General features: G+C 58.2%; 19 protein-coding genes. 3 read left to right on the forward strand and 16 right to left on the reverse strand.

Annotated elements, in window-relative coordinates:
• Window positions 1-8: 8 nt before the first annotated feature.
• The 3 genes from ACR0AM_RS12435 to ACR0AM_RS12445 form a co-directional block, all read right to left on the reverse strand.
• On the reverse strand, window positions 9-1,358 hold the full coding sequence (locus tag ACR0AM_RS12435) for a cytochrome P450 (protein WP_480623070.1): 1,350 nt from the start codon (window positions 1,356-1,358) through the stop codon (window positions 9-11).
• A complete protein-coding gene (locus tag ACR0AM_RS12440) occupies window positions 1,355-2,557 on the reverse strand; it encodes a hypothetical protein (RefSeq protein ID WP_480623071.1) in 1,203 nt (400 codons plus the stop codon). The genes ACR0AM_RS12435 and ACR0AM_RS12440 overlap by 4 nt, the downstream gene beginning before the upstream one ends.
• A 62-nt stretch (window positions 2,558-2,619) precedes the next feature.
• Entirely contained in the window at window positions 2,620-3,372 is a 753-nt protein-coding gene (locus tag ACR0AM_RS12445) for a cytochrome c biogenesis CcdA family protein (protein WP_267364596.1), read from the reverse strand.
• A 106-nt stretch (window positions 3,373-3,478) separates the two neighbouring features.
• Here ACR0AM_RS12445 and ACR0AM_RS12450 point away from each other — a divergent pair, with 106 nt between their 5' ends.
• The gene (locus ACR0AM_RS12450; RefSeq protein ID WP_480558467.1) at window positions 3,479-3,712 is read left to right on the forward strand and encodes a sulfurtransferase TusA family protein; all 234 of its coding nucleotides are present in this window, start codon (window positions 3,479-3,481) and stop codon (window positions 3,710-3,712) included.
• 43 nt (window positions 3,713-3,755) lie between these two features.
• Here ACR0AM_RS12450 and ACR0AM_RS12455 read toward each other — a convergent pair whose 3' ends face one another.
• From ACR0AM_RS12455 to purC, 7 genes are all read right to left on the reverse strand, one after another.
• On the reverse strand, window positions 3,756-6,539 hold the full coding sequence (locus ACR0AM_RS12455) for an Rne/Rng family ribonuclease (protein ID WP_480623072.1): 2,784 nt from the start codon (window positions 6,537-6,539) through the stop codon (window positions 3,756-3,758).
• 505 nt (window positions 6,540-7,044) lie between these two features.
• The gene (locus ACR0AM_RS12460) at window positions 7,045-8,379 is read right to left on the reverse strand and encodes a sigma-54-dependent transcriptional regulator (protein ID WP_480476731.1); all 1,335 of its coding nucleotides are present in this window, start codon (window positions 8,377-8,379) and stop codon (window positions 7,045-7,047) included.
• A gap of 12 nt (window positions 8,380-8,391) precedes the next feature.
• Complete coding sequence (locus ACR0AM_RS12465; RefSeq protein WP_480481076.1) at window positions 8,392-10,137, reverse strand: sensor histidine kinase; 1,746 nt, start codon at window positions 10,135-10,137, stop codon at window positions 8,392-8,394.
• A gap of 69 nt (window positions 10,138-10,206) precedes the next feature.
• Window positions 10,207-10,875 carry a phosphoribosylformylglycinamidine synthase subunit PurQ gene (gene purQ / locus ACR0AM_RS12470; protein WP_480472613.1) on the reverse strand — a complete coding sequence of 223 codons (669 nt, stop codon included), beginning with the start codon at window positions 10,873-10,875 and terminating at the stop codon, window positions 10,207-10,209.
• 11 nt (window positions 10,876-10,886) lie between these two features.
• Window positions 10,887-11,930, reverse strand: a complete 1,044-nt coding sequence (locus tag ACR0AM_RS12475; protein WP_480623073.1) for a zinc-dependent alcohol dehydrogenase family protein — start codon at window positions 11,928-11,930, stop codon at window positions 10,887-10,889.
• A 3-nt stretch (window positions 11,931-11,933) separates the two neighbouring features.
• Window positions 11,934-12,164, reverse strand: coding sequence for a phosphoribosylformylglycinamidine synthase subunit PurS (purS, locus tag ACR0AM_RS12480; RefSeq protein WP_117872765.1), 231 nt, complete (start codon window positions 12,162-12,164; stop codon window positions 11,934-11,936).
• A gap of 285 nt (window positions 12,165-12,449) precedes the next feature.
• Window positions 12,450-13,205: a phosphoribosylaminoimidazolesuccinocarboxamide synthase gene (gene purC / locus ACR0AM_RS12485; RefSeq protein ID WP_209504015.1), complete on the reverse strand. Its 756-nt coding sequence runs from the start codon at window positions 13,203-13,205 to the stop codon at window positions 12,450-12,452.
• Window positions 13,206-13,391: 186 nt separating this feature from the next.
• On the opposite strand from purC, the gene ACR0AM_RS12490 reads away from it, so the two are divergent.
• Both ACR0AM_RS12490 and bmt read left to right on the forward strand, forming a co-directional pair.
• Window positions 13,392-13,712, forward strand: coding sequence for a DUF1476 domain-containing protein (locus tag ACR0AM_RS12490; protein WP_480472609.1), 321 nt, complete (start codon window positions 13,392-13,394; stop codon window positions 13,710-13,712).
• A gap of 124 nt (window positions 13,713-13,836) precedes the next feature.
• A complete protein-coding gene (gene bmt, locus ACR0AM_RS12495) occupies window positions 13,837-14,850 on the forward strand; it encodes a betaine--homocysteine S-methyltransferase (RefSeq protein ID WP_480623074.1) in 1,014 nt (337 codons plus the stop codon).
• Window positions 14,851-14,856: 6 nt separating this feature from the next.
• On the opposite strand, the gene ACR0AM_RS12500 is transcribed toward bmt, so the two are convergent.
• The 6 genes from ACR0AM_RS12500 to ccmE all read right to left on the reverse strand — a co-directional run bounded on the left by ACR0AM_RS12500 (window position 14,857) and on the right by ccmE (window position 19,945).
• A complete protein-coding gene (locus ACR0AM_RS12500; protein WP_480472605.1) occupies window positions 14,857-15,633 on the reverse strand; it encodes an enoyl-CoA hydratase-related protein in 777 nt (258 codons plus the stop codon).
• A gap of 75 nt (window positions 15,634-15,708) precedes the next feature.
• Window positions 15,709-16,164 carry a cytochrome c-type biogenesis protein gene (locus tag ACR0AM_RS12505; protein ID WP_480553427.1) on the reverse strand — a complete coding sequence of 152 codons (456 nt, stop codon included), beginning with the start codon at window positions 16,162-16,164 and terminating at the stop codon, window positions 15,709-15,711.
• Entirely contained in the window at window positions 16,161-18,125 is a 1,965-nt protein-coding gene (locus ACR0AM_RS12510; RefSeq protein WP_480472601.1) for a heme lyase CcmF/NrfE family subunit, read from the reverse strand. The genes ACR0AM_RS12505 and ACR0AM_RS12510 overlap by 4 nt, the downstream gene beginning before the upstream one ends.
• Before the next feature lie 75 nt (window positions 18,126-18,200).
• Window positions 18,201-18,779, reverse strand: coding sequence for a holin family protein (locus ACR0AM_RS12515; RefSeq protein WP_480623075.1), 579 nt, complete (start codon window positions 18,777-18,779; stop codon window positions 18,201-18,203).
• Window positions 18,770-19,381 carry a holin-associated N-acetylmuramidase gene (locus ACR0AM_RS12520; RefSeq protein WP_480516923.1) on the reverse strand — a complete coding sequence of 204 codons (612 nt, stop codon included), beginning with the start codon at window positions 19,379-19,381 and terminating at the stop codon, window positions 18,770-18,772. The genes ACR0AM_RS12515 and ACR0AM_RS12520 overlap by 10 nt, the downstream gene beginning before the upstream one ends.
• A gap of 117 nt (window positions 19,382-19,498) precedes the next feature.
• Complete coding sequence (ccmE, locus tag ACR0AM_RS12525) at window positions 19,499-19,945, reverse strand: cytochrome c maturation protein CcmE (RefSeq protein ID WP_209504023.1); 447 nt, start codon at window positions 19,943-19,945, stop codon at window positions 19,499-19,501.
• Window positions 19,946-19,952 lie beyond the last annotated feature (7 nt).

Raw genomic sequence — 19,952 nt, forward strand, 5'->3', positions numbered from 1 at the left:
GTAGTTTGTTAGCGCTCAATCAGCCGCAACCATATGCCATCCCTGGATCGAACGGTCAGGTGGGCCACCGGAACCGGCGTTTTGCCGCTGATTGTTTCGAATTTGAAATTTCGCACCAGCATCGACAGGATCAGCGGCCCTTCGACCATGGCAAACCCGGCCCCGGTACAAACGCGGGGACCTGCGGAGAACGGGATATATGCTTCGCGCTGGCATGTCTTGCCGTTTTCACTGTTCCAGCGAGTCGGGTCAAAGCTGTCGGGGTTGTCCCATAATCGTTCGTGACGGTGCAGATGCCAGGGGCTGATTACGATTTGTGACCTTTTGGGAACGTCCCTGTTTCGAAAACGGTGTGGGCACGTGGCCTCTCGCACCATCATGGGAACTGGTGGGTAAAGGCGCAGTGCCTCGCGAAACACGTCGCGGCTGATCTTGAGTTTGGAAACCGAGGCAAATGTCGGATCGTCCAGAGCGGCAGATTCGTCAGCAATCCTTTCCTGCCATTCGGGATAAATTGCCAGCAGATACAATGTCCACGCCAGAGCCGATGCGCTGGTCTCATGGCCTGCCAGAAAGAAGATCGCGACCTGATCAACCATCTCCTCGGGCCCGAAAAACTGGCCGGTTTCAGGATCAGCGGTCGTCATGATCTTGGTTGCCAGATCATCGGGGGCGGTTCCGGCCTTGATCGCCTCAGCCCGCTCATGGGTCAGGTCAGTGATCAGGTTACGAATGTCTTCGGCGTTTTTCCGTGTCGTCCGGGAGTGAAACCGAGGCATCCATTTGGGCAGCGGAACGAAGGCTGCAAGGTTCAGCAGAGGTTGTTCGCGCTGGTAGTTGCGGAACTTTTCAAACACCTTGCTGGCTATGGCGTGGTCTATTGGCACCGAAAACAAGGTGCGAAAAATCACATCCGCTGCGGCGTGGCTTGTTTGTTCTTCGACTTCGATCTGTTTGCCGACATGGGGCCGCAACCGCTCAACACATGCGTCTGCCGCGGCCAGCATGGCGGGAAACGTGTCTTTCAGCCGCCCGCCCTCAAATGCCGGGTCAATGATGCGCCGCTGACGTTTCCACGTCTCTCCGTTGGTCAGAAACACCGAATTTCCAAGCAAGGGGCGCAGGCCTTCGCTGATCCGGCCCGATTTAGGGAAATCTTCGGGGCGTTTCCTGAGGACGGTGTCAATCAGGTCTGGTTGATTGATCAGGAAAGATCGAAAGAAGGGTGTCCTAAATTCGGCCATCCACGCGCGGTAAAGGCGCGCTGGCTGTGCAGACAGCAGATCCTGACGAAACAGTTTCAGATAGCGCAGTAGGGAAACCTTGTCTGCGCGCGGCTGGGGCTTGGGCGGGGTCATAGGTGCACTGACGTGTATTTGGACACTGGCGTCTCAATCCGGCTGCGCGAGGGCGTGCGCCCAAGGAACCGCTGTTTCAGCGTCAAAGGGCCTGCCGTTATCCGAAAATAGTCGTACAGACCCGGCTTATCGAAGGCGCAAAGGTACTGAAAATGCAGTCGGAAGAACCGCCAGCGCAGGGCTTTCCAACGTTCAGGCGCTAGGGTTTGGGTAAAGGCGGTTGAAAGGACAAGCGGCCAGCGTTTGTCCGGCCCGGCCACCCCTGTGACGGCCACCGGATCACACAGCGCAAATGCGCAGCCATCCCCGGGGGCCGAGACATCGACCCAGGTGATGTCTGAACTGGAGGACAGGAATTGAAGGTCGGACCGAAGGCCATGCGCATTTGGCAGAAAGGATACCATAGGCATCACCTGCCCCAGGCTTAGGAACGACAACTCTGCCCCCTGTTTCGGCACAGCCCTGTCGCGGATCAGGTCGGCCAGAACAGACACCCCCATATGCGCGCCCGAACTGTGGCCCACGACCAGTACCTCATCCACACCAGATATCAGAGCGGCTTCAATCGCCTTGCGGAATACGGCCAGTCTGTCCTTCAGTTTAAGCGGAGTTTCCCCCTTCAGCTGCGCGGAATAGGCATAATCATGCATCAGGTAGTAGGCAAACAGCCGGTTGTCGATTTTGCGGAACCACAGCATCAGCGCAACCGCAACGGCGATACCCGGAAACAGGCCCCACCAGCCGGCCACAACCACAGATGCCCACACGACCGCAAGCGCAACCAGCAACTGAGACACCAACATCGCCACCGGATAGAGCGCCGCAATCACCGGGCCCTTGCGCAACCGCATGAGGCGCCACAAAGCACCGGTCGAAATGTATATCCACGCCGTGTGGGCCAACTGCGCGTAGGTTGCAGGGATCGACGCGGACATGCTGTCGCGCACGATGTCTGACCAGACCAGTACTTCGATCTCTGTCTCAACAGACGCACCGTCCTGCATTGATGTCACGGACCAGCCGAACAGACCTTTTACGGACTTGGGGGCCATGGCGATCTCATATCCCGAGATCCGGGCCTGCGCCTGCGACTCGGTTCGGTAAAGCTCGCGATATCGTCGCGGCGGCATCGGGTCATAACCGGGGATGTAGAACACCCGGCGTTTGCGCACCTGTGACTGATTTCTCTGACTGCTCATGCCTTTACCTTCTGCCGCGCAGGTTAACGCAGGCTTTAGGTCAAGGTAAGGGGGTCAGACGCTCAGCCGAAATTCGCAAGCGCCGGAAAGGTTTCCAGCAACCACCAGCTGAAGCGGGTGAACAGGCCTGTGACCAGCATGATGCCCACGAACAGAAGCAGCCCGCCCATGACCTTTTCGATCACACCCATATAGGGCTTGATCCGGTTCATCACCGTCATAGAGCGGTTTAGGAACATGGCTGCGAGCAGGAACGGAATACCCAATCCAGCCGCATAGACACCCAGCAACAGCGTGCCCCGCGCCACCGAGGCCTCGGTCGCCGCAAGGGACAGGATCGCGCCCAGTTGGGGCCCGATACAGGGCGTCCAGCCGAATGCGAAGGCCAATCCAAGAATATAAGCACCAAAGACCGAGCCACCGGAATCACCGGTTTCGATCCGGGCTTCGCGGTCCAGAAAGGGGATGCGGAAGACATTCAGGAAATGCAGGCCAAAGACAATGACAACGGCCCCCGACAGCTTGGCAAAAAGCACCTGATTTTGCAGCACGAACACTCCAAAAGCAGATGCGGTAAAGCCCAACAGCAGAAAAACCGTCGACAGGCCCAGCACAAAGAACAGCGCTGACATGGTTGCCTTGCGCCGGGCGCGGGTCTCATCCTGCATTTCGTTGATCGTGACGCCGCTCATATATGCCAGATAGGGCGGCACGATGGGCAGCACACAAGGCGACAGAAAGCTGATCAGGCCACCCAGCAGGGCAACAAACATGGCGGGCAGCAGCCCCGCGTCTATGATTTCTATTCCGAACATGTCTAAGCACATAAGTGATGATTGGCGGTCCGTCACGGGGCCAATGAGTCACATCCTCGTGCTTGGAATCTGGACAATATTACAACTACGCCCTATCCCGAAAATCATGTCAGAGATTACAGATACGCTGGATGCGCTGGGCCTTCTTTGCCCCCTGCCCGTCCTCAAGGCCCGCAAACGGCTGAAATCCATGCCGCAAGGTTCTGTGTTGCGTGTACTGGCTGATGACCCGGCAGCCATCATCGATGTCCCGCATTTTTGCGCCGAAGCTGGCCACACATTGCTGTCTCAGGATTTGGATGGTGAACATCAGGTCTATCTGATCCGAAAATCCGACTGACTTAATGAAATAAGAAAGGCGGGCAAATCTGCCCGCCCTTTCATCAGTTGCCCAACGACCACCATCCGCGCCGTTTGGGCCTGTCGGATTCTGGCTCAGGTTCATCTGCCACAGTTTCAAGCACCGGTTCAGGTTCTGCTGCCACGGGTGTTTCTTCCACGGGCGCGTCTTCGACCGGCTCATCGGCAGATTGAACTTCAGGTTCTTCCACCGCAACGATCGCTTCAGCTTGGGCGACTTCCTCAGTCTGCTCGGCAACCTCTGTTGCTTCAGGCGCAGCATCAGCGGCCTCAGCGGCTTCGCTTTGCTCGGCGACAGTCGCCTCGGCAGGTTCGGATTCAGCGTCTGAGGCCGCCTCTTCAACCGTCGGTGCATCAGCCCCGGCATCGGCATCAGTTGCTTCTGTCTGTTCCGAAGCCTCTTCTGCCACCGCATCTTTCTTACGACGGCGCGGAGCGCGCTTGCGTTTGGGCTTGGCGGGTTTTTCCTCTTCCGTCGCTTCGGCTTCGGTTGCCTCGACAGCGGTCTCGGTTTCAGCGGATTCGCCTGCGGCATCCTCCTGCTCTGCCCCTTCACCGTCATCCGCGCCCTGTTCCGGCGCGTCACCATTGCCCCCGCCCTTCTTGCGACGACGACGGCGGCGCTTGCGCTTGGGTTTGGTGTCATCTTCGGTCGGCGCGATATCCTCTTCGGTTTCTTCCTCGTCCGAAGAATCGACCAGATCCATCAGCGAGGCATCGACCGACACGACAGGTGCTGTCGCTTCGGGAACAATGCGGCTGGCGGTCTTGAATTTCTCCATCGAGAAATCCGGGCTGACCAGATGCACATCGCCTTCGATCCGTACAGACAGGCCATAGCGCGATTCGATCTGTGCAATATGCTCGCGCTTCTGGTTCATCAGGAAGTTCGCGATACTGACCGGGCAGCGCACCAGAACCTCGCGCGAGCGGCGGCGGGTGCCTTCCTCTTCGATCTGACGCAGGATCGACAGCGCCATGTTGTCGTCCGAACGGATCAGGCCGGTGCCGTGGCATGCCGGGCATGGCTGCGTGGTCGCCTCGATCATACCCGGGCGCAGCCTCTGACGGCTCATCTCGAGCAGGCCAAAACCCGAAATCCGGCCGACCTGAATGCGGGCACGGTCGGTTTTCAGCTTGTCCTTAAGACGCTTTTCAACCGACGCATTGTTCTTGCGCTCGTCCATGTCGATGAAATCGATGACAATCAGACCGGCAAGGTCACGCAGACGCAACTGACGCGCCACTTCTTCCGCGGCTTCCAGATTGGTTTTCAGCGCCGTTTCCTCGATCGAGCCTTCTTTCGTGGCCCGGCCCGAGTTCACGTCGATTGCCACCAGCGCTTCGGTCACGCCGATCACGATATACCCGCCAGATTTCAGCTGAACGGTCGGGTTGAACATCCCCGCCAGATAGCTTTCCACCTGATAGCGCGCAAACAGTGGCAGCGCGTCCTCGTACCGTTTCACATTCTTGGCATGGGACGGCATGATCATCTTCATGAAGTCCTTGGCGATGCGGTATCCGCCCTCGCCCTCGACCAGAACCTCGTCGATATCGCGGTTATAAAGGTCCCGGATCGACCGTTTGATCAGATCGCCTTCTTCATAGATCTTCGCAGGTGCAATGGATTCCAGGGTCAATGCCCGGATCTGCTCCCACAGGCGTTGCAGGTATTCATAGTCGCGCTTGATTTCCGATTTTGTGCGCTTGGCGCCTGCAGTCCGGATAATCAAACCCGCCCCTGTCGGAACATCAATATCCGCGGCGATCTCTTTCAGCTTTTTGCGGTCAACTGCGTTGGTGATCTTGCGGCTGATCCCACCGCCACGCGCGGTGTTCGGCATCAAAACACAATAGCGACCTGCCAGCGACAGATAGGTCGTCAGGGCTGCCCCCTTGTTGCCGCGTTCTTCCTTGACGACCTGCACCAGCAGCACCTGGCGCACTTTGATCACTTCCTGAATCTTATACCGGCGTGGGCGTGGCTTGCGCTGAGGGCGGATGTCCTCGCTGTCGTCTTCCTCGGCTACGGTTTCAATCGTGTCATCTTTCGCGGCTGCGTCAGCGTGTTCCTCATCCGCATCGCCATCATCTGCGTCCGGGTCATTCTCAGACAATTCAGACGCTTCATCGCCATCGTCAGCGATTGAAGCATCCGCCGCGTCATCAGAATCCCCTGCTGCATCGTCTTGTGAAGACTCGACCGTTTCAGCCTGAGCCTCGTCTTCCGAAGCCGTTTCCTCAGCAGTGTCATCTGACACAGCTTCTGGCGCTTCGTTGTCCGCAGGCTCCTCAACAGGTGTTTCACCGACGATTTCCATAGGCGATGTCCCCTCGGGCACCTCCATGTCGGCATCGTCAAGGTCGATGGTTTCCATACCGGTCGGCTCGGTCGAAACTTCAATCGTTTCGACCAGATCGTCCGATTTAAGATCCGCGGCCTTTGATCGGGCGCGCGAACGCCGCTTTTTCGGCTTGCCCTCGTCGGCCTCATCCCGCGCCTTCATGGCCTCGGCATAGGCGCGATCTTCCTCCATCAGCGCCTCGCGGTCGGCGATGGGGATCTGGTAATAGTCCGGGTGAATTTCCGAAAACGCGAGGAAGCCGTGCCGGTTCCCGCCATAATCCACAAAGGCCGCCTGAAGCGACGGCTCAACCCGTGTTACTTTTGCAAGATAGATGTTGCCAGCAAGCTGGCGCTTGTTTTCGGATTCAAAATCGAACTCCTCGACCTTGTTTCCGTCGACCACCACGACGCGGGTTTCCTCCGCGTGGGTGGCATCGATAAGCATTTTCTTAGCCATGTGTCCTTGGTGCACCGCGCCAAACGCGTTGTCCTGACCCGTCCAGGTGGACAGGCACATTTGGGGAGGTGTCTTGTCAGGGCGATATCGGACGGCGCGCGGCAGGGTCTGGCGCTGTGGCCCCCTGCCCGGTCACTCAATCGTTGCGCGCGCGTCATCGCGGTTCTTCTCCGACAGGCGCGTTAGCCGCAGCCTGCCCATTTATTCCTTTCGCCCAGACGTTCCGGGCTCAGGTACTACATTGCCCCGAAAGGGGCACAATCGGTCTGCTTTGCGGCGAATAATATGTCATCACCTTCAGCAAAGCAGCGAAACTCAATGATTCGGGGCTTATGGACACAAAACTGGCCCGGCCCGTCCGGACACAATAAAAGCAGTCCTGTGGAAAAGACAATGGGCAAACTGCACCGCCCCCAACCGCGGCATGCGGGATTGCCTTCATCTGGCCAAAAATATCCCGGGGGAGTCGCCAAAGGCGACGGGGGCAGAGCCCCCGTCACACAGTTTACAGATAGTCCGACCGCTGGAGGCCGTATTTGGCCATCTTTTCATTCAGCGTTCGGCGCGGCAGGCACAGTTCATCCATCACAGACGCGATAGATCCTTTGTGCCGCCGCATCGTGTTGTCGATCAGCATCCGTTCAAAGGCTTCGACATATTCCTTCAGCGGCTTGCCTTCGGTGGTCATGACCGGCTGCATTTCCTCGTGATCCGACATCAACAGCGAGGCGATCGTTCCGGACCCACGGCGCGATTGCAGTACCGCGCGTTCGGCAATGTTGATCAACTGGCGCACGTTCCCCGGCCAGGGCGCCTGCAACAGCTGCGCGGCTTCCTGAGCGCTTACCTGAGGCGCATCACAACCGTATTCTTCTGCGAACTGCTCGCTCAGACGGGTAAACAGGGTCAGGATGTCCTCGCCCCTCTGGCGCAGGGGCGGCATGGTGATGCGCAAGGCGGCCAATCGATAGAACAGATCAGGCCGCAAGACATCTTCGGAGGTTTTTCCGGCCTCTTGCAGGTTCGAGATCGCTACGATGCGTGTCTCGGCCGGCGTGCCCTGCTCGTTCATCACGCTGAGCAGCTTGGCTTGCAGGGAATCGTTGAGCGCTTCGACATCTTCCAGAACCAGCGTTCCGCCCCGCGCCTCTTCGATGGCGGGCAATTGGGCGTCTTCAGGCATCATCGGCCCAAACAGACGTTTGGCCAACGCGTCTTCCTCGTGCGCCGCGCAGGACACCAGCACGAATTTCTTGCCGGCACGGCTTCCAACCGCGTGCAGGGCGTGTGCGACAAGCGTCTTTCCGGTCCCTGTCTCTCCGTCGATCAGCACATGGCCATCCGCCTGACCTAGATCGAGGATATCCTCGCGCAGGCGTTCCATAACCGGGCTGGCACCGATCAGTTTGTTCATGATCTGGGTGCCGCCGGACAATTCCCGGCGCAGCGCGCGGTTGTCCAATGTGAGACGCCGCGCATTGCTGGCCCGTTTGGCCAGTTCAGACATGCGGTCGGGGTTGAAGGGTTTTTCAAGGAAATCGAATGCACCGACACGCATCGCCTCGACAGCCATCGGAACATCGCCGTGACCGGTGATCATGATCACGGGCAAGGTGCTGTCAGCGCCCATCAGCTTTTTGAGAAGCTGAATGCCGTCCATTCCGGGCATCTTGATGTCCGAAATCACTATCCCCGGATAATCCGGACCCAACACCTTGAGCGCATCTTCCGCGCTGGCGAAGGTTTCCGTGTCATAGCCGGACAAAGCGAGCCACTGGCTGATCGATTGGCGCATGTCCTGTTCATCGTCAACAATGGCAATTTTCATGGCTTGTGCCATAGTCATTCCTCGTTATTCCGCGGCTTCAAGGCCGTCGCTTCCCAGTGCAGGCAACTGCATTTCAAACACCGCACCGCCATATTGGCCGTTGCGTGCAGTCAGCCGTCCCCCATGGTCGTTCACGATCCCCGACGAGATGGCAAGCCCCAGACCAACACCGTCTCCGGGCTGTTTGGTTGTGTAGAACGGCTCGAACAGGTTTTCGATATCCTCGATTCCGTGCCCGTTGTCGCGTACGGTCAGCACAGCCGTGTCACCAGCTGCCAGGATGATTTCCACATCCGGCTCCGCCACTGATTTGGTGGCGTCCAGCGCGTTTCGCAAGAGGTTGACCATGACCTGTTCGATGCGCATTCGGTCCCCCATCACGATCACGGGTTCCTCTGGTACGATCTGTGTGATCTTCACGTGTCGCTGACGCAATTGCGGCTCCATCATCGACAGGGACGAGGCCAGCGCTTCACCAAGATTTACTGGTGAAAACGCATCCGCACCCTTGCGCGCATAAGACTTGAGCTGCCGGGTAATTGCCCCCATCCGTTCGATCAGACCATCGATGCGGCCAAAGCTGGCAAGGGCCTCTTCCGGGCGGTTGCGGCGCAGCAGCAGACGGGCCCCGGCCAGATAGGTTTTCATTGCCGCCAGAGGCTGGTTCAACTCGTGACTGACCGCTGCCGACATCTCGCCCAGGGCGGCCAGTTTCGAGCTTTGCGCAAGCGTCTGTTCCGCCAAATCCAGCGTCTTTTCAACCCGTTCACGTTCAGCGATTTCCCGCTGTAGCCGTGCATTCAATGCGCGAAGCTCTGCCGACTCGCGCTGGAACAGGGTCATGCGCAACGTGGCACGGCGGCTCAACGCATAGAACGCGAGCGCCAGAAGAATCGCAAACCCCATGATTTCCAGCGCCAGAACGCTGTTCACCTTTTCCCGGATCGAGGCATAGGTCGTGAACGAGGTCATCTGCCAGCCGCGGAACGGAATGCGCGTCTCGATCCGCATCACCGCTTCGCCCTGAAGATAGGCATCAGGCGGCAGCGCGGTCCAATCGGTTGTTGCCCGGATCGCGCGCTGGATCGCCCCTTGTGGCGGTTGGCGCAGCATCGCCGTGTTCTCATCCAGCCCGCGCCAGCGGGGTTCCGTGGACAAAATGATGTTGCCGGTGCTGTCGGTAACCATCACCGCATCCGAGATACCTGCCCAAGCGCGTTCGAACTTTTGCAGGTCAACCTCGACGACGATTACCCCCAGAAACTCGGCCCCGTTCTCCAACCGGCGCGAATACACAAAGCTGTATCCGCCTGCGTCCTTGGGAATAACGGAGAAGATCGTTGCGTTCGAGCGGATCGCATCCACAAAATAGGGTGTGTTCCGGTGCCCCTCGCCCAACCTGTTCCGGTCGGTCGCGGCAACTGTGCGCCCGTCGCTGTCCAGCAATACCAGTGAGGCCGCGCCGATCTCTTCCACGAATGAAATAAGGCGCTGTGTCGACAGGGTGTAATCGCCTGACTGCAATGCCGAAATCAACGTTGGGTCGCGGGCAAGCAATTGCGGAACAATCGAGTTGCGGCGCAGTTCACTCAGCAAGTTGCCCGAATACAGCGTCAGCCGCAGTTCCGCCCGGTTGCGCGTGGATTCGGTGAACCTGTCGGTCAACAGCCGGTTCGTGACCCACACTGTTGCAATTGTCGCGACCAGCAGAACAAGAACCGCCAGCCGCAACCGCCAGCCCAGCGGTGCACCACGAAACGGTTTCAACATATTTGACCAGCCAGATCGAACTTCTGTGTTCATGGCAAAAGGTTACGCCCCGGCGGGCGAGACCTCAAGTCACGCCGCTTCAAACACACCTGACAATGCGCGGAACAACGCCACCCCGTCTGTGCCGCCATGACCCTGATCAGCTGCGCGTTCGGGGTGCGGCATCATGCCAAGAACGCGGCGGTTTTCCGACAGGATTCCGGCGATATCCCCGATCGAGCCGTTCGGGTTTTCGGCATAGGTAAAAGCGATCCGGTCCTGATCTTTTAGCGCGGCCAGCGTCGCGTCATCCGCAAAATAGTTGCCATCGTGGTGCGCAATCGGAATACCGATCACATCGCCTGCGTTGTAGCCGCTGGTAAACGCGCAGTCGCTGGTCTCAACCTTTAGGCCAACGGTCTTGCAGATGTATTTCAGCCCAGCATTGCGCAGCAACGCGCCCGGCAAAATGCCGGTTTCGGTCAGAACCTGAAAACCGTTGCAAATGCCTACGGCATAACCGCCGCGCTGCGTGTGTTCGACGACGGCCTTGCAAATCGGCGATTGGGCCGCGATTGCGCCGCAACGCAGGTAATCTCCATAAGAGAACCCGCCCGGCACACCCACGATATCAATACCTTCAGGCAAAGCCGCGTCTTTGTGCCAGACCATATCGACCTGAAAACCGGCCTGCTCAAAGGCGACGGCAAGATCTCGGTCACAGTTGGATCCGGGGAAAACGATTACGGCTGCACGCATGGCGGGCCCTCCTACGAGACAAAATCTGTGACAACCGCAACACCCGGAGGCGTTGGATGGTCAAAAGCGGCAAGCTCGGCGCTTACCTGGTTCAGGGTTATTTTCCGGGTCACCAGCGGGCTCAGGTCGACCCCTTGACCCGCGATCAGCGACAACAGCGACGGATAGCGCCAGCTTGGCATCCCACGGGTGCCAAATACGGAGAGCTGACCAGAATAGAGCACATCCATCGGCAACGACATCTGTGCATGGTCCCCCGTGGGCATTCCGATTTGCACCATGCGCCCCATTTTGCGCAGGGATCGCATGGCGGAAACGGTCGTGGCTTCGACGCCAAGCGCCTCGATCGCAACATCGGCGCCGCCACCGGTGATGTCTTTCACCGCCTGTGGGGCATCACATGTCGCGGCATTGACCACCGCGTCGGCGCCCAGAGTTTTGGCATAGGCCAGCTTGTCCTCGGCGACATCGACTACGATAACACGCGTGCCGAGCGCCTTGCCAAGAAGAAGCGTTGATATTCCGACACCGCCGCCGCCAAATACAGCAATCCACTCACCACCCTGCACCTGCGCCCGGCCAACAAGCGCCTGCCACGCCGTGGTTACGCGGCACCCCAATGCGGCGGCGATTTCAGGCGCGATGCTGTCGGGCAAGGATGTCAGGTTGGCATCGGCATGAGCCACGGCAACATATTCAGCAAAAGCCCCGTCACAGGTAAAGCCGGGCACGACCTGGTTCGGACAGATTGTCTGATGACCCTTTGCGCAGTCCGGGCAATGCCCACAGGCAAGGATAAAGGGCGCAATCACCCGGTCCCCAACACGCCACCGTTTAACGCGCGCACCGACCGAGACCACCTCGCCGCAAAACTCGTGACCGGGTGTCATGGGCAGGACAACGTCCGGGTCTGAGCCCGACCACGCGTGCCAGTCGGACCGGCACACACCGCAGGCCAGCACTCGCACCACAACACCGTCTTCGGCGGGAACCGGATCGGGGATCGTCGACACCTCAAGCGGTTGACGATAGGTGATCAGACGCGCGGCCCGCATCAATCAGACCAGTTCGATCTCGTAGCGTTCGATGACGGTGTTGGCCAAAAGCTTTTCGCACATCTCGGTCACGTCTGCCTCGGTTGCGCCATCGGCAAGCTCAAGATCGATGACTTTGCCCTGACGTACGCCTTCGACCTGATCAAAGCCCATTGCACCCAATGCGTGCCGTACTGCTTCGCCCTGCGGGTCCAGCACCCCGTTCTTGAGCATCACATGAACCCGTGCTTTCATTTTGGCAACTCCACCTGAGGGCCGCATACAAGGCCCATTTCGTTGCGCGGGGGATAGCGCGCCTGATGGGTTTCGACAACCCTGTTTCAAACGCAGTTTGCCGCAGGTAGGTGACGATCCTGCGCCGTCAGTTGGACCCGAGTAGTTTTGCCGGCACGGCAGCTGGAAGCTTCGGAATGGTCATCTGATCAAACGGCCCGGCCACACGCAAACACCCTGCTCTACCAACAACTTGGCAAAGACAAAACGCCGCCCTGAGGGGGCGGCGCTGCTAAGGCGTGGTATTTAGTTGATCAGCGTCGGCTTGGTGACGTTGCTGGCAGGCAGCACACCCAGTCTTCGGGCGACCTCGGAATAGGCATCTGTCAGGCTGCCCAGATCGCGGCGGAATACATCCTTGTCCAGTTTCTGACCGGTCTTGATATCCCACAGGCGGCAGCTGTCCGGGCTGATTTCATCCGCAACGACCAGCCGCTGATAGTCGCCTTCAAACACGCGCCCGATTTCGATCTTGAAGTCAACCAGACGAATACCCACCGCCAGCATCACGCCGCTCAGGAAATCGTTCACGCGCAGTGCAAGGCTGAGGATGTCGTCCATGTCCTGCTGGCTGGCCCAGCCAAACGCGGCGATGTGTTCCTCGGTGACAAGAGGATCGCCCAAAGCATCATCCTTGAAGCAATATTCAACGATCGGACGTGGCAATTGCGTCCCTTCTGCGATGCCAAGACGTTTCGACATCGAACCGGCCGCGTAATTGCGCACGATCACTTCCAGTGGAATGATCTCGCAATTGCGCACCAGCTGTTCGCGCATATTCAGGCGCCGGATGAAGTGGTTCGGAATGCCAATCTGGGTCAGCCCGGTCATGAAGAACTCGGACAAACGGTTGTTCAGCACGCCTTTGCCGTCAATCACGTCTTTCTTTTCGGCATTGAACGCGGTGGCGTCATCCTTGAAATACTGTACGATGGTGCCCGGTTCGGGGCCTTCATACAGAATTTTGGCCTTGCCTTCGTAGATTTTCTTGCGACGCGCCATAAGCGACCTTTCCAGACTGGCGAAAGGGAATGAGTCCCTTCACGTTGGCGTCCTCATAGTGCAAGCCCTGCGTTCCCGCAAGTTCGCTGCCCCGAGGGCCTTTGACGCAGCGCAAATACCTTGCACCCAGAGTGTCCTATTGTCATATCATCAGTGAGAAACGGTAATCCAAGGGGTCCCCAACCAATGACCACATTCGACGAACGTGAAGCCGCGTTTGAAAGCAAATTCGCCCATGACGAAAAGATGCAGTTCATCGCTCGGATGCGCCGCAACCGCTTTATGGCTGTCTGGGCGTCTGCGCTGAAGGGCGAAACTGTTGAACAGGCACGGAAATACGGCCAGGAACTGGTTCATACCGACCTACAGCATGTCGGCGAAGACGATGTTGTCGAGGCGGTCAAAGCCTACTTGGGTGATCTTGCGGATGAAGCCACGATCCGTTCGAAAATGGCCGAGCTTCTGGTTGAAGCCAAAGAACAGGTGATGGTGGAAGGCGAGCACTGATTGCCTGAAATGCAAAATTCATGATCTTCATGAGTTTTATGAAATTGATTTGACGCCCTGGTCATGAGACACGGGGCGTCTCTGTTTTTTCGCAGCGTTTATACGCTTTTTCTGGAATAACCCTATGACAAACGCGCTGAGCAAACTTCTGGACACCAAAGACGCCATTCTTGCGGACGGTGCAACGGGGACCAACTTATTTAACATGGGTCTGCAATCAGGTGACGCGCCTGAGCTGTGGAATGTGGATGCTCCGGACAAGATCAGGGCGCTTTACCAGGGTTCCGTCGACGCGGGCAGCGACCTGTTTCTGACCAACACGTTTGGAGGCACTGCGGCGCGTCTGAAACTGCATGATGCGCAGAACCGCGTGGGCGAGCTGAACCGTATCGGCGCAGAACTTGGACGTGAAATCGCGGACAAAGCCGGGCGCCCTATTGTCGTGGCCGGATCGGTTGGACCCACCGGCGAGATTATGGAACCGGTCGGCAGCCTATCGCATTCCGACGCGGTTGAAATGTTCCATGAACAGGCCGAGGCTTTGAAAGCGGGCGGAGTTGACGTTCTTTGGGTGGAAACCATCAGCGCGCCAGAGGAATTCCGCGCGGCAGCCGAGGCCTTTGCGCTGGCCGACATGCCCTGGTGCGGCACGATGAGCTTTGACACGGCCGGGCGCACGATGATGGGTGTCACCTCGGCCGATCTTGCGCTTTTGGTTGAAATCTTGCCAAACCCACCGATCGCTTTTGGGGCCAATTGTGGTACCGGCGCGTCGGATATCCTGCGCACGGTTCTGGGTTTTGCAGCGCAAGGCACCGAGCGTCCGCTGATCTCAAAGGGCAATGCGGGTATTCCGAAATACGTGGATGGCCATATCCATTATGACGGGACACCCGAACTGATGGGTCGGTATGCTGCCATGGCACGGGATTCGGGCGCAACAATCATCGGCGGGTGCTGCGGGACCATGCCTGATCATCTGCGCAAAATGCGCGAAGCGCTGGATACCACTTCGCGCGGCGAGCGCCCGACACTGGATCAGATCACCGAGGCACTGGGGCCGTTTTCGTCGGCTTCGGACGGAACCGAGGACGACGCAGGCCCCGAACGCCGCACGCGTCGCCGTCGCCGCTCCTAACGCTTATCAACGCCCTTCGAATTTCGGAGGGCGTTTTTCCATGAACGCCACCACACCTTCTGCAAAATCACGCGACCGGCCACATTCACCTTGAAGATGCGCCTCGGTTGCAAGCTGCTGCTGCAATGTGTTTTCGTAGGTCCCGCGGATGGCACGCTTGATCGCGCCATAGGCGGCGGTTGGACCTTTGGCCAGATATTCTGCCCTTTTGTGCCAATGTGCGGCAAACGCATCATCGGGGACAGCTTCCCAGATCATGCCCCATTCTTCGGCCTGCCGGGCGCTGATCTTGTCAGCAAACAAGGCGGCCCCCATTGCTTTGGCCAAGCCCATCTGACGCGGCATGAACCAGGTGCCCCCGGCATCGGGCAGCAAGCCGATACGTGCAAAAGCCTGCAGGAAATACGCACTCTCCGTTGCAATAACCACGTCCGCACACAGCGCAAGGTTGGCCCCTGCCCCCGCAGCAGGTCCGTTTACAGCCGCGATCGTCGGAACAGGACAGCTGTGGATGGCTTCCAGCATCGGCTCGTACTCGTCGCGCAATGATCGTTCCAGATCGATCTTGCCGGTCGATGATGCATCCCCCAGATCCTGCCCGGAACAAAACGCCGGCCCCGCGCCGGTGATAACGATACAGCGCGCTTTAACCGCGGCGTCTTTCATCGCGTGGGTAATCTCTGCCCGCATCCGAGTGGTCAGCGCGTTCATCTTGTCCGGTCTGTTCAGGGTCAGAACCGCCAGACCGTCCGATATGTCCAATAGAACCGTTTCGTAATTCATGAAAACCTTTCCCTCGCGCCACGTGTTTCAGCACACTTACTTGTCCGGGCAGGATGGGAAAAGCAGAACCAAACGTCAGTCTTCAAGAATTTGGCGAAGGCGTTCTTGTTCTTCCGCACTTAGAGCTTCGGTTTCACCCGAAACCTGCGCCCTGGCGCGTGTGCGAAGAAAGTTCAGCCCGACTGCGGCAGCGATCAGCAGCATGATCGGCCCGGCAAGCCACAACAGCAGGTTCGAACCACTGGTGGTGGGCTTGAGCAGGACATATTCGCCGTAGCGGTCAACGATAAACGAGATGGCCTCTTCGTCGCTGTCACCCGCAACCAAACGTTCGCGCAAAAGCAGACGCAGATCGCGCGCCAGATCGGCGTTGCTTTCGTCAATGCTTTCATTGCGACACACCAGGCACCGCAATCCAACACTCAGGTCGCGCGCCCGCTGCTCCAGAACCGGGTCGTCCAGAACTTCATCAGGTTGTACCGCGAACACGGGTGCTGAAAGCAGCAGCAGGATCAGAACAAGGCGCTTCATTCTGCGGGTACTCCGCCAGCGGGGGATTTACGCGCGCCTGCGGCGACGCGGAAGCGCCTGTCGCTCAGGCTGAGGACACCGCCGAGCGCCATCAGGATACATCCACCCCAGATCCAGTTCGCCAGCGGTTTGATATAGGTTCTCATGACCCAGCCACCGTCTGCCTGCTGATCCCCGATGACGACGTAAAGGTCACCAAGAAAACGATAGTCAATCGCGGCCTCGGTCGTCGGCATGCGTGCGACGGGATAATCCCGTTTCTCGGGATGCAGCGTTCCGATGGCGCGACCGCCCTTTTCCACCAAAACATCAGCCGTGGTTGAAAAATAGTTCGGCCCCTGTACCCGTCGCACGTCCTGCAACGTCAGTGTAAACTGACCCACTTCGAACGGCTGGTTCAGCTGCGCCACACGGATATCTTCTGCCTCCCACGCGGTCAGACCGGCAATCGCAAAGATCGTCACGCCAAGGCCGGTATGGGCAACTGCCTTACCCCAATCGGCGCCCGGAAGTCGGATCAGACGTTTGAAGCTGCCATTGCGGCCTGTCCGGCTCCACAAATCAATGGCGGCACCGAAAGTGATCCATGCCCCCAGAAACAGGCCTACGGGCCCTAGCGCGCTGCGACCGGTCTGCATTGCCCAAACCAACAACGCAATCGCCAGCGCCAGACCAAAGGCATAGCGCAGGGACCAGGCCGTTTTGCCCAACCGACCGCGTTTCCACGGCAGCATGGCCCCGATCGGCAAGATCAGACCCAGCAAAACCATGAACGGTGAAAAGGCCGCGTTGAAAAACGGCGCCCCGACCGAGAGTTTGCGGTCGAACATCATCTCGGCCACCATCGGCCACATCGTCCCGACAAAGACAACGAAACAACTGACCGCAAGAAGGACATTGTTCACGATCAGCGCGCTTTCGCGGCTGACCATGCCAAAAACGCCCTTGGCCTCCATCGCCTGCGCCCGCGCGGCAAACAAGGTAAGCGCGCCACCGATGAAGAAGACCAGAATGATCAGGATGAACACACCGCGTTCAGGATCATTGGCAAAAGCATGTACCGAGGTCAGCAGACCTGAACGCACGATAAACGTGCCGATCAGGGAAAATCCAAACGCAATAATTGCCAGCAGAATGGTCCAGCTTTTCAACGCTTCGCGCTTTTCCACGACAATTGCCGAGTGCAACAGCGCCGCCGCTAGCAGCCAGGGCATGAAGGATGCGTTTTCCACCGGGTCCCAGAACCAGAAACCGCCCCAGCCCAGTTCGTAATAAGCCCACCAGGATCCCAACGCGATTCCGATAGTCAGGAAAACCCATGCCGCCAGCGTCCAGGGGCGCACCCACCGGCCCCATGCTGCATCGATACGCCCTTCGATTAGGGCAGCAATCGCAAAGCTGAATGCCATGCTCAGCCCGACATAGCCGAGGTACAAAAACGGCGGGTGGAAGGCCAGCCCAGGATCTTGCAGCAGTGGGTTCAGGTCACGCCCGTCAAACGGAGCGATGGCAAGCCTGTCAAACGGGTTCGACGTGAACAGGATGAAACCGAAAAACGCCACGGCAATGGCCGACTGAACGGCCAGAACACGGGCCTTGAGTGTCGGTGGCAAGCCGCCACCAAAGAAAGCCGCCATCGCTCCAAACAGGGTGACGATCAGCACCCACAGCAGCATGGATCCTTCGTGGTTGCCCCATGTTCCGCTGATCTTGTACAGCATCGGCTTTGCCGTGTGGCTGTTCTCGACCACAATCCTGAGGGAAAAGTCAGACGTTACAAACGCCCAGATCAAAGCACCAAATGCAAACGCCGTCAGCAGGAACTGGACGATCGCGGCGGGCTCTGCAAAGGCCATCCAGCCGGTCCAGCGTTTTGAGGCGCCGATAAGTGGAACAACGCTTTGCACTATGGCGACAAAGAACGCGAGGATCAGGGTGAAGTGGCCAAGTTCTGTAATCATGCCCCGGAATATACGCCGGTGCGGAACCGGGGGCCATGACCTTTAGCTAGTTCTGCACGCACAAAGTGTCGCGGGTCAGATACCGCGAAGCTTTCGCCAATCGTTCAGAGCCTGGTTTTCTTCGGGAAGTACGACATCGCGGGTCAGTACAGCATCCGGACCGGGATCGGCAGCACCGGGGCTGTCGCTCTGCATGGTGCGCAAGGCCTGGATATTGCTCAAGACCGTTGGCAGTTGCGTCATGGTTGAGCGGATATCCCGCTGAAAATCCTGCATTTTACTTTGGTGACGCGCGCCAAAGTAAAACGACACGATCACGCCCAGCAACCACCAGAGCGGCTCTGGTACCAAGGCTATGCCCTGCATCCGTGCGGCAAACCATATTGGGTCGACCATGGCGGCAACGAACAAGCCAAGCGTTCCCAATGCCAGCGCCGGGCGCGGCAACCTGTTCACGCCGTCCATGACACGGTCAAACAGCCCCTTCTGAGGCGCCTGAAATTCGGAGCCAAACTGTAACATGGCCTGAGTTTGAACCTCATTAGCCCGTACTGCGCTTGCTTCGGTGTTTTCACGATAGAGTTCTGCGGTTTCCTGCAAGACGTTGCGGCCGTTTCCAAACAGCAGCGCCAGCACACTTGAAATCAGCCCCATGCCGCGATCCTTTTGTTAAAGTCGCTGTCCGAAAGGTGATAACGCGGCGAAAGAAACTCTTCGGCCCGCATTATCCAGCCACCTTTGCCGCCTGTACGGCTGCGCGCGTATTTTCTGGATGCAGCCCGCCGATCAGCAAGGCGAAAATAGTAGTTTCGCCGCGCTATTCCGTAAGCGTCGCGCAGAACATCGGGCTCTGGCTGCGCCGCGCTTTCGCAAGCCGCCACGGTTCGCGGGCCGATCACACCATCGGCGGTGACGTTAAACCCCATTTCCTGTAGCAGCCGCTGAAGAATCTTCACCGCCTGCGCACCGGCATTCACATACATGTCGAAAACAGAGGCATGCAGGGTTTCGGGCAGCTCACCAATGCGCGGCTTGTCGAAATAATGCTGCACAAAGATGTCGACCGCTTGCCGAGGGGACAAAGCGCGCACATCCGCCTCGTCAATCCGGCCGTCGCCGGTCAGATCCAAGCCCAGCCTGCGCAGAGTGTGAATCGTGACCCCGAACTTGGTTGCTCCGCCCGGATCGTCGGGGTCATAAACAAAGCCCCCTTCACGGGCCACAATATCTTTGGCAATTTGGCGTACCGTTTGCATACCACCCTCGTAACGTTAGGTGGCCACACCGTTTCCGTCAGACATTAACGATTCAAAACGAAACGGAGCGCTGCATGCACCATGCACGCAACGCTCCGAAGCAGGTTCAGAGGTTTTTTAGCTTTCTTCCGCGCCTTTATAGACACCTTGCTCTTTCAGAGCGTCCATGACCTCTTTCGGCATGTAGGTTTCATCATGTTTGGCAAGAATTTCAGTCGCTTCAAAGACGCCATTCACGTAACTGCCCGTGCCGATCATTCCCTGATTTTCCGAGAATAGATCTGGCAGAACACCTGTGAATGAGACCGGAACGCTTTCGCCGCCATCCGTTACAACAAAACGAATGGTTTCGCCCTGTCCGCGAATGATCGAACCTTCTTCGACCAATCCGCCAATCCGGAACACCTCGGTTGGTTTCGGCGGCTCAGCAATCACCTCACTGGGTGAGCGGAAAAAGTTGATCCCGTCCTGCAATGCCCAGCCAATCAACGCTGTTGCCGCCACCAAGGCAACAACTGCCACCAGAATGACTTGTACGCGCCGACGTTTCTTGAGCGTTTTCATACCATCC

The sequence above is a fragment of the Ruegeria sp. AD9 genome (assembly GCF_056542305.1).

Coding starts and splice junctions, on each gene's coding strand:
- ACR0AM_RS12435 (WP_480623070.1), bottom strand. CDS start 1,358: ATGACCCCGCCCAAGCCCCAGCCGCGCGCAGACAAGGTTTCCCTACTG.
- ACR0AM_RS12440 (WP_480623071.1), bottom strand. CDS start 2,557: ATGAGCAGTCAGAGAAATCAGTCACAGGTGCGCAAACGCCGGGTGTTC.
- ACR0AM_RS12445 (WP_267364596.1), bottom strand. CDS start 3,372: ATGTTCGGAATAGAAATCATAGACGCGGGGCTGCTGCCCGCCATGTTT.
- ACR0AM_RS12450 (WP_480558467.1), top strand. CDS start 3,479: ATGTCAGAGATTACAGATACGCTGGATGCGCTGGGCCTTCTTTGCCCC.
- ACR0AM_RS12455 (WP_480623072.1), bottom strand. CDS start 6,539: ATGGCTAAGAAAATGCTTATCGATGCCACCCACGCGGAGGAAACCCGC.
- ACR0AM_RS12460 (WP_480476731.1), bottom strand. CDS start 8,379: ATGGCACAAGCCATGAAAATTGCCATTGTTGACGATGAACAGGACATG.
- ACR0AM_RS12465 (WP_480481076.1), bottom strand. CDS start 10,137: ATGTTGAAACCGTTTCGTGGTGCACCGCTGGGCTGGCGGTTGCGGCTG.
- purQ (WP_480472613.1), bottom strand. CDS start 10,875: ATGCGTGCAGCCGTAATCGTTTTCCCCGGATCCAACTGTGACCGAGAT.
- ACR0AM_RS12475 (WP_480623073.1), bottom strand. CDS start 11,930: ATGCGGGCCGCGCGTCTGATCACCTATCGTCAACCGCTTGAGGTGTCG.
- purS (WP_117872765.1), bottom strand. CDS start 12,164: ATGAAAGCACGGGTTCATGTGATGCTCAAGAACGGGGTGCTGGACCCG.
- purC (WP_209504015.1), bottom strand. CDS start 13,205: ATGGCGCGTCGCAAGAAAATCTACGAAGGCAAGGCCAAAATTCTGTAT.
- ACR0AM_RS12490 (WP_480472609.1), top strand. CDS start 13,392: ATGACCACATTCGACGAACGTGAAGCCGCGTTTGAAAGCAAATTCGCC.
- bmt (WP_480623074.1), top strand. CDS start 13,837: ATGACAAACGCGCTGAGCAAACTTCTGGACACCAAAGACGCCATTCTT.
- ACR0AM_RS12500 (WP_480472605.1), bottom strand. CDS start 15,633: ATGAATTACGAAACGGTTCTATTGGACATATCGGACGGTCTGGCGGTT.
- ACR0AM_RS12505 (WP_480553427.1), bottom strand. CDS start 16,164: ATGAAGCGCCTTGTTCTGATCCTGCTGCTGCTTTCAGCACCCGTGTTC.
- ACR0AM_RS12510 (WP_480472601.1), bottom strand. CDS start 18,125: ATGATTACAGAACTTGGCCACTTCACCCTGATCCTCGCGTTCTTTGTC.
- ACR0AM_RS12515 (WP_480623075.1), bottom strand. CDS start 18,779: ATGGGGCTGATTTCAAGTGTGCTGGCGCTGCTGTTTGGAAACGGCCGC.
- ACR0AM_RS12520 (WP_480516923.1), bottom strand. CDS start 19,381: ATGCAAACGGTACGCCAAATTGCCAAAGATATTGTGGCCCGTGAAGGG.
- ccmE (WP_209504023.1), bottom strand. CDS start 19,945: ATGAAAACGCTCAAGAAACGTCGGCGCGTACAAGTCATTCTGGTGGCA.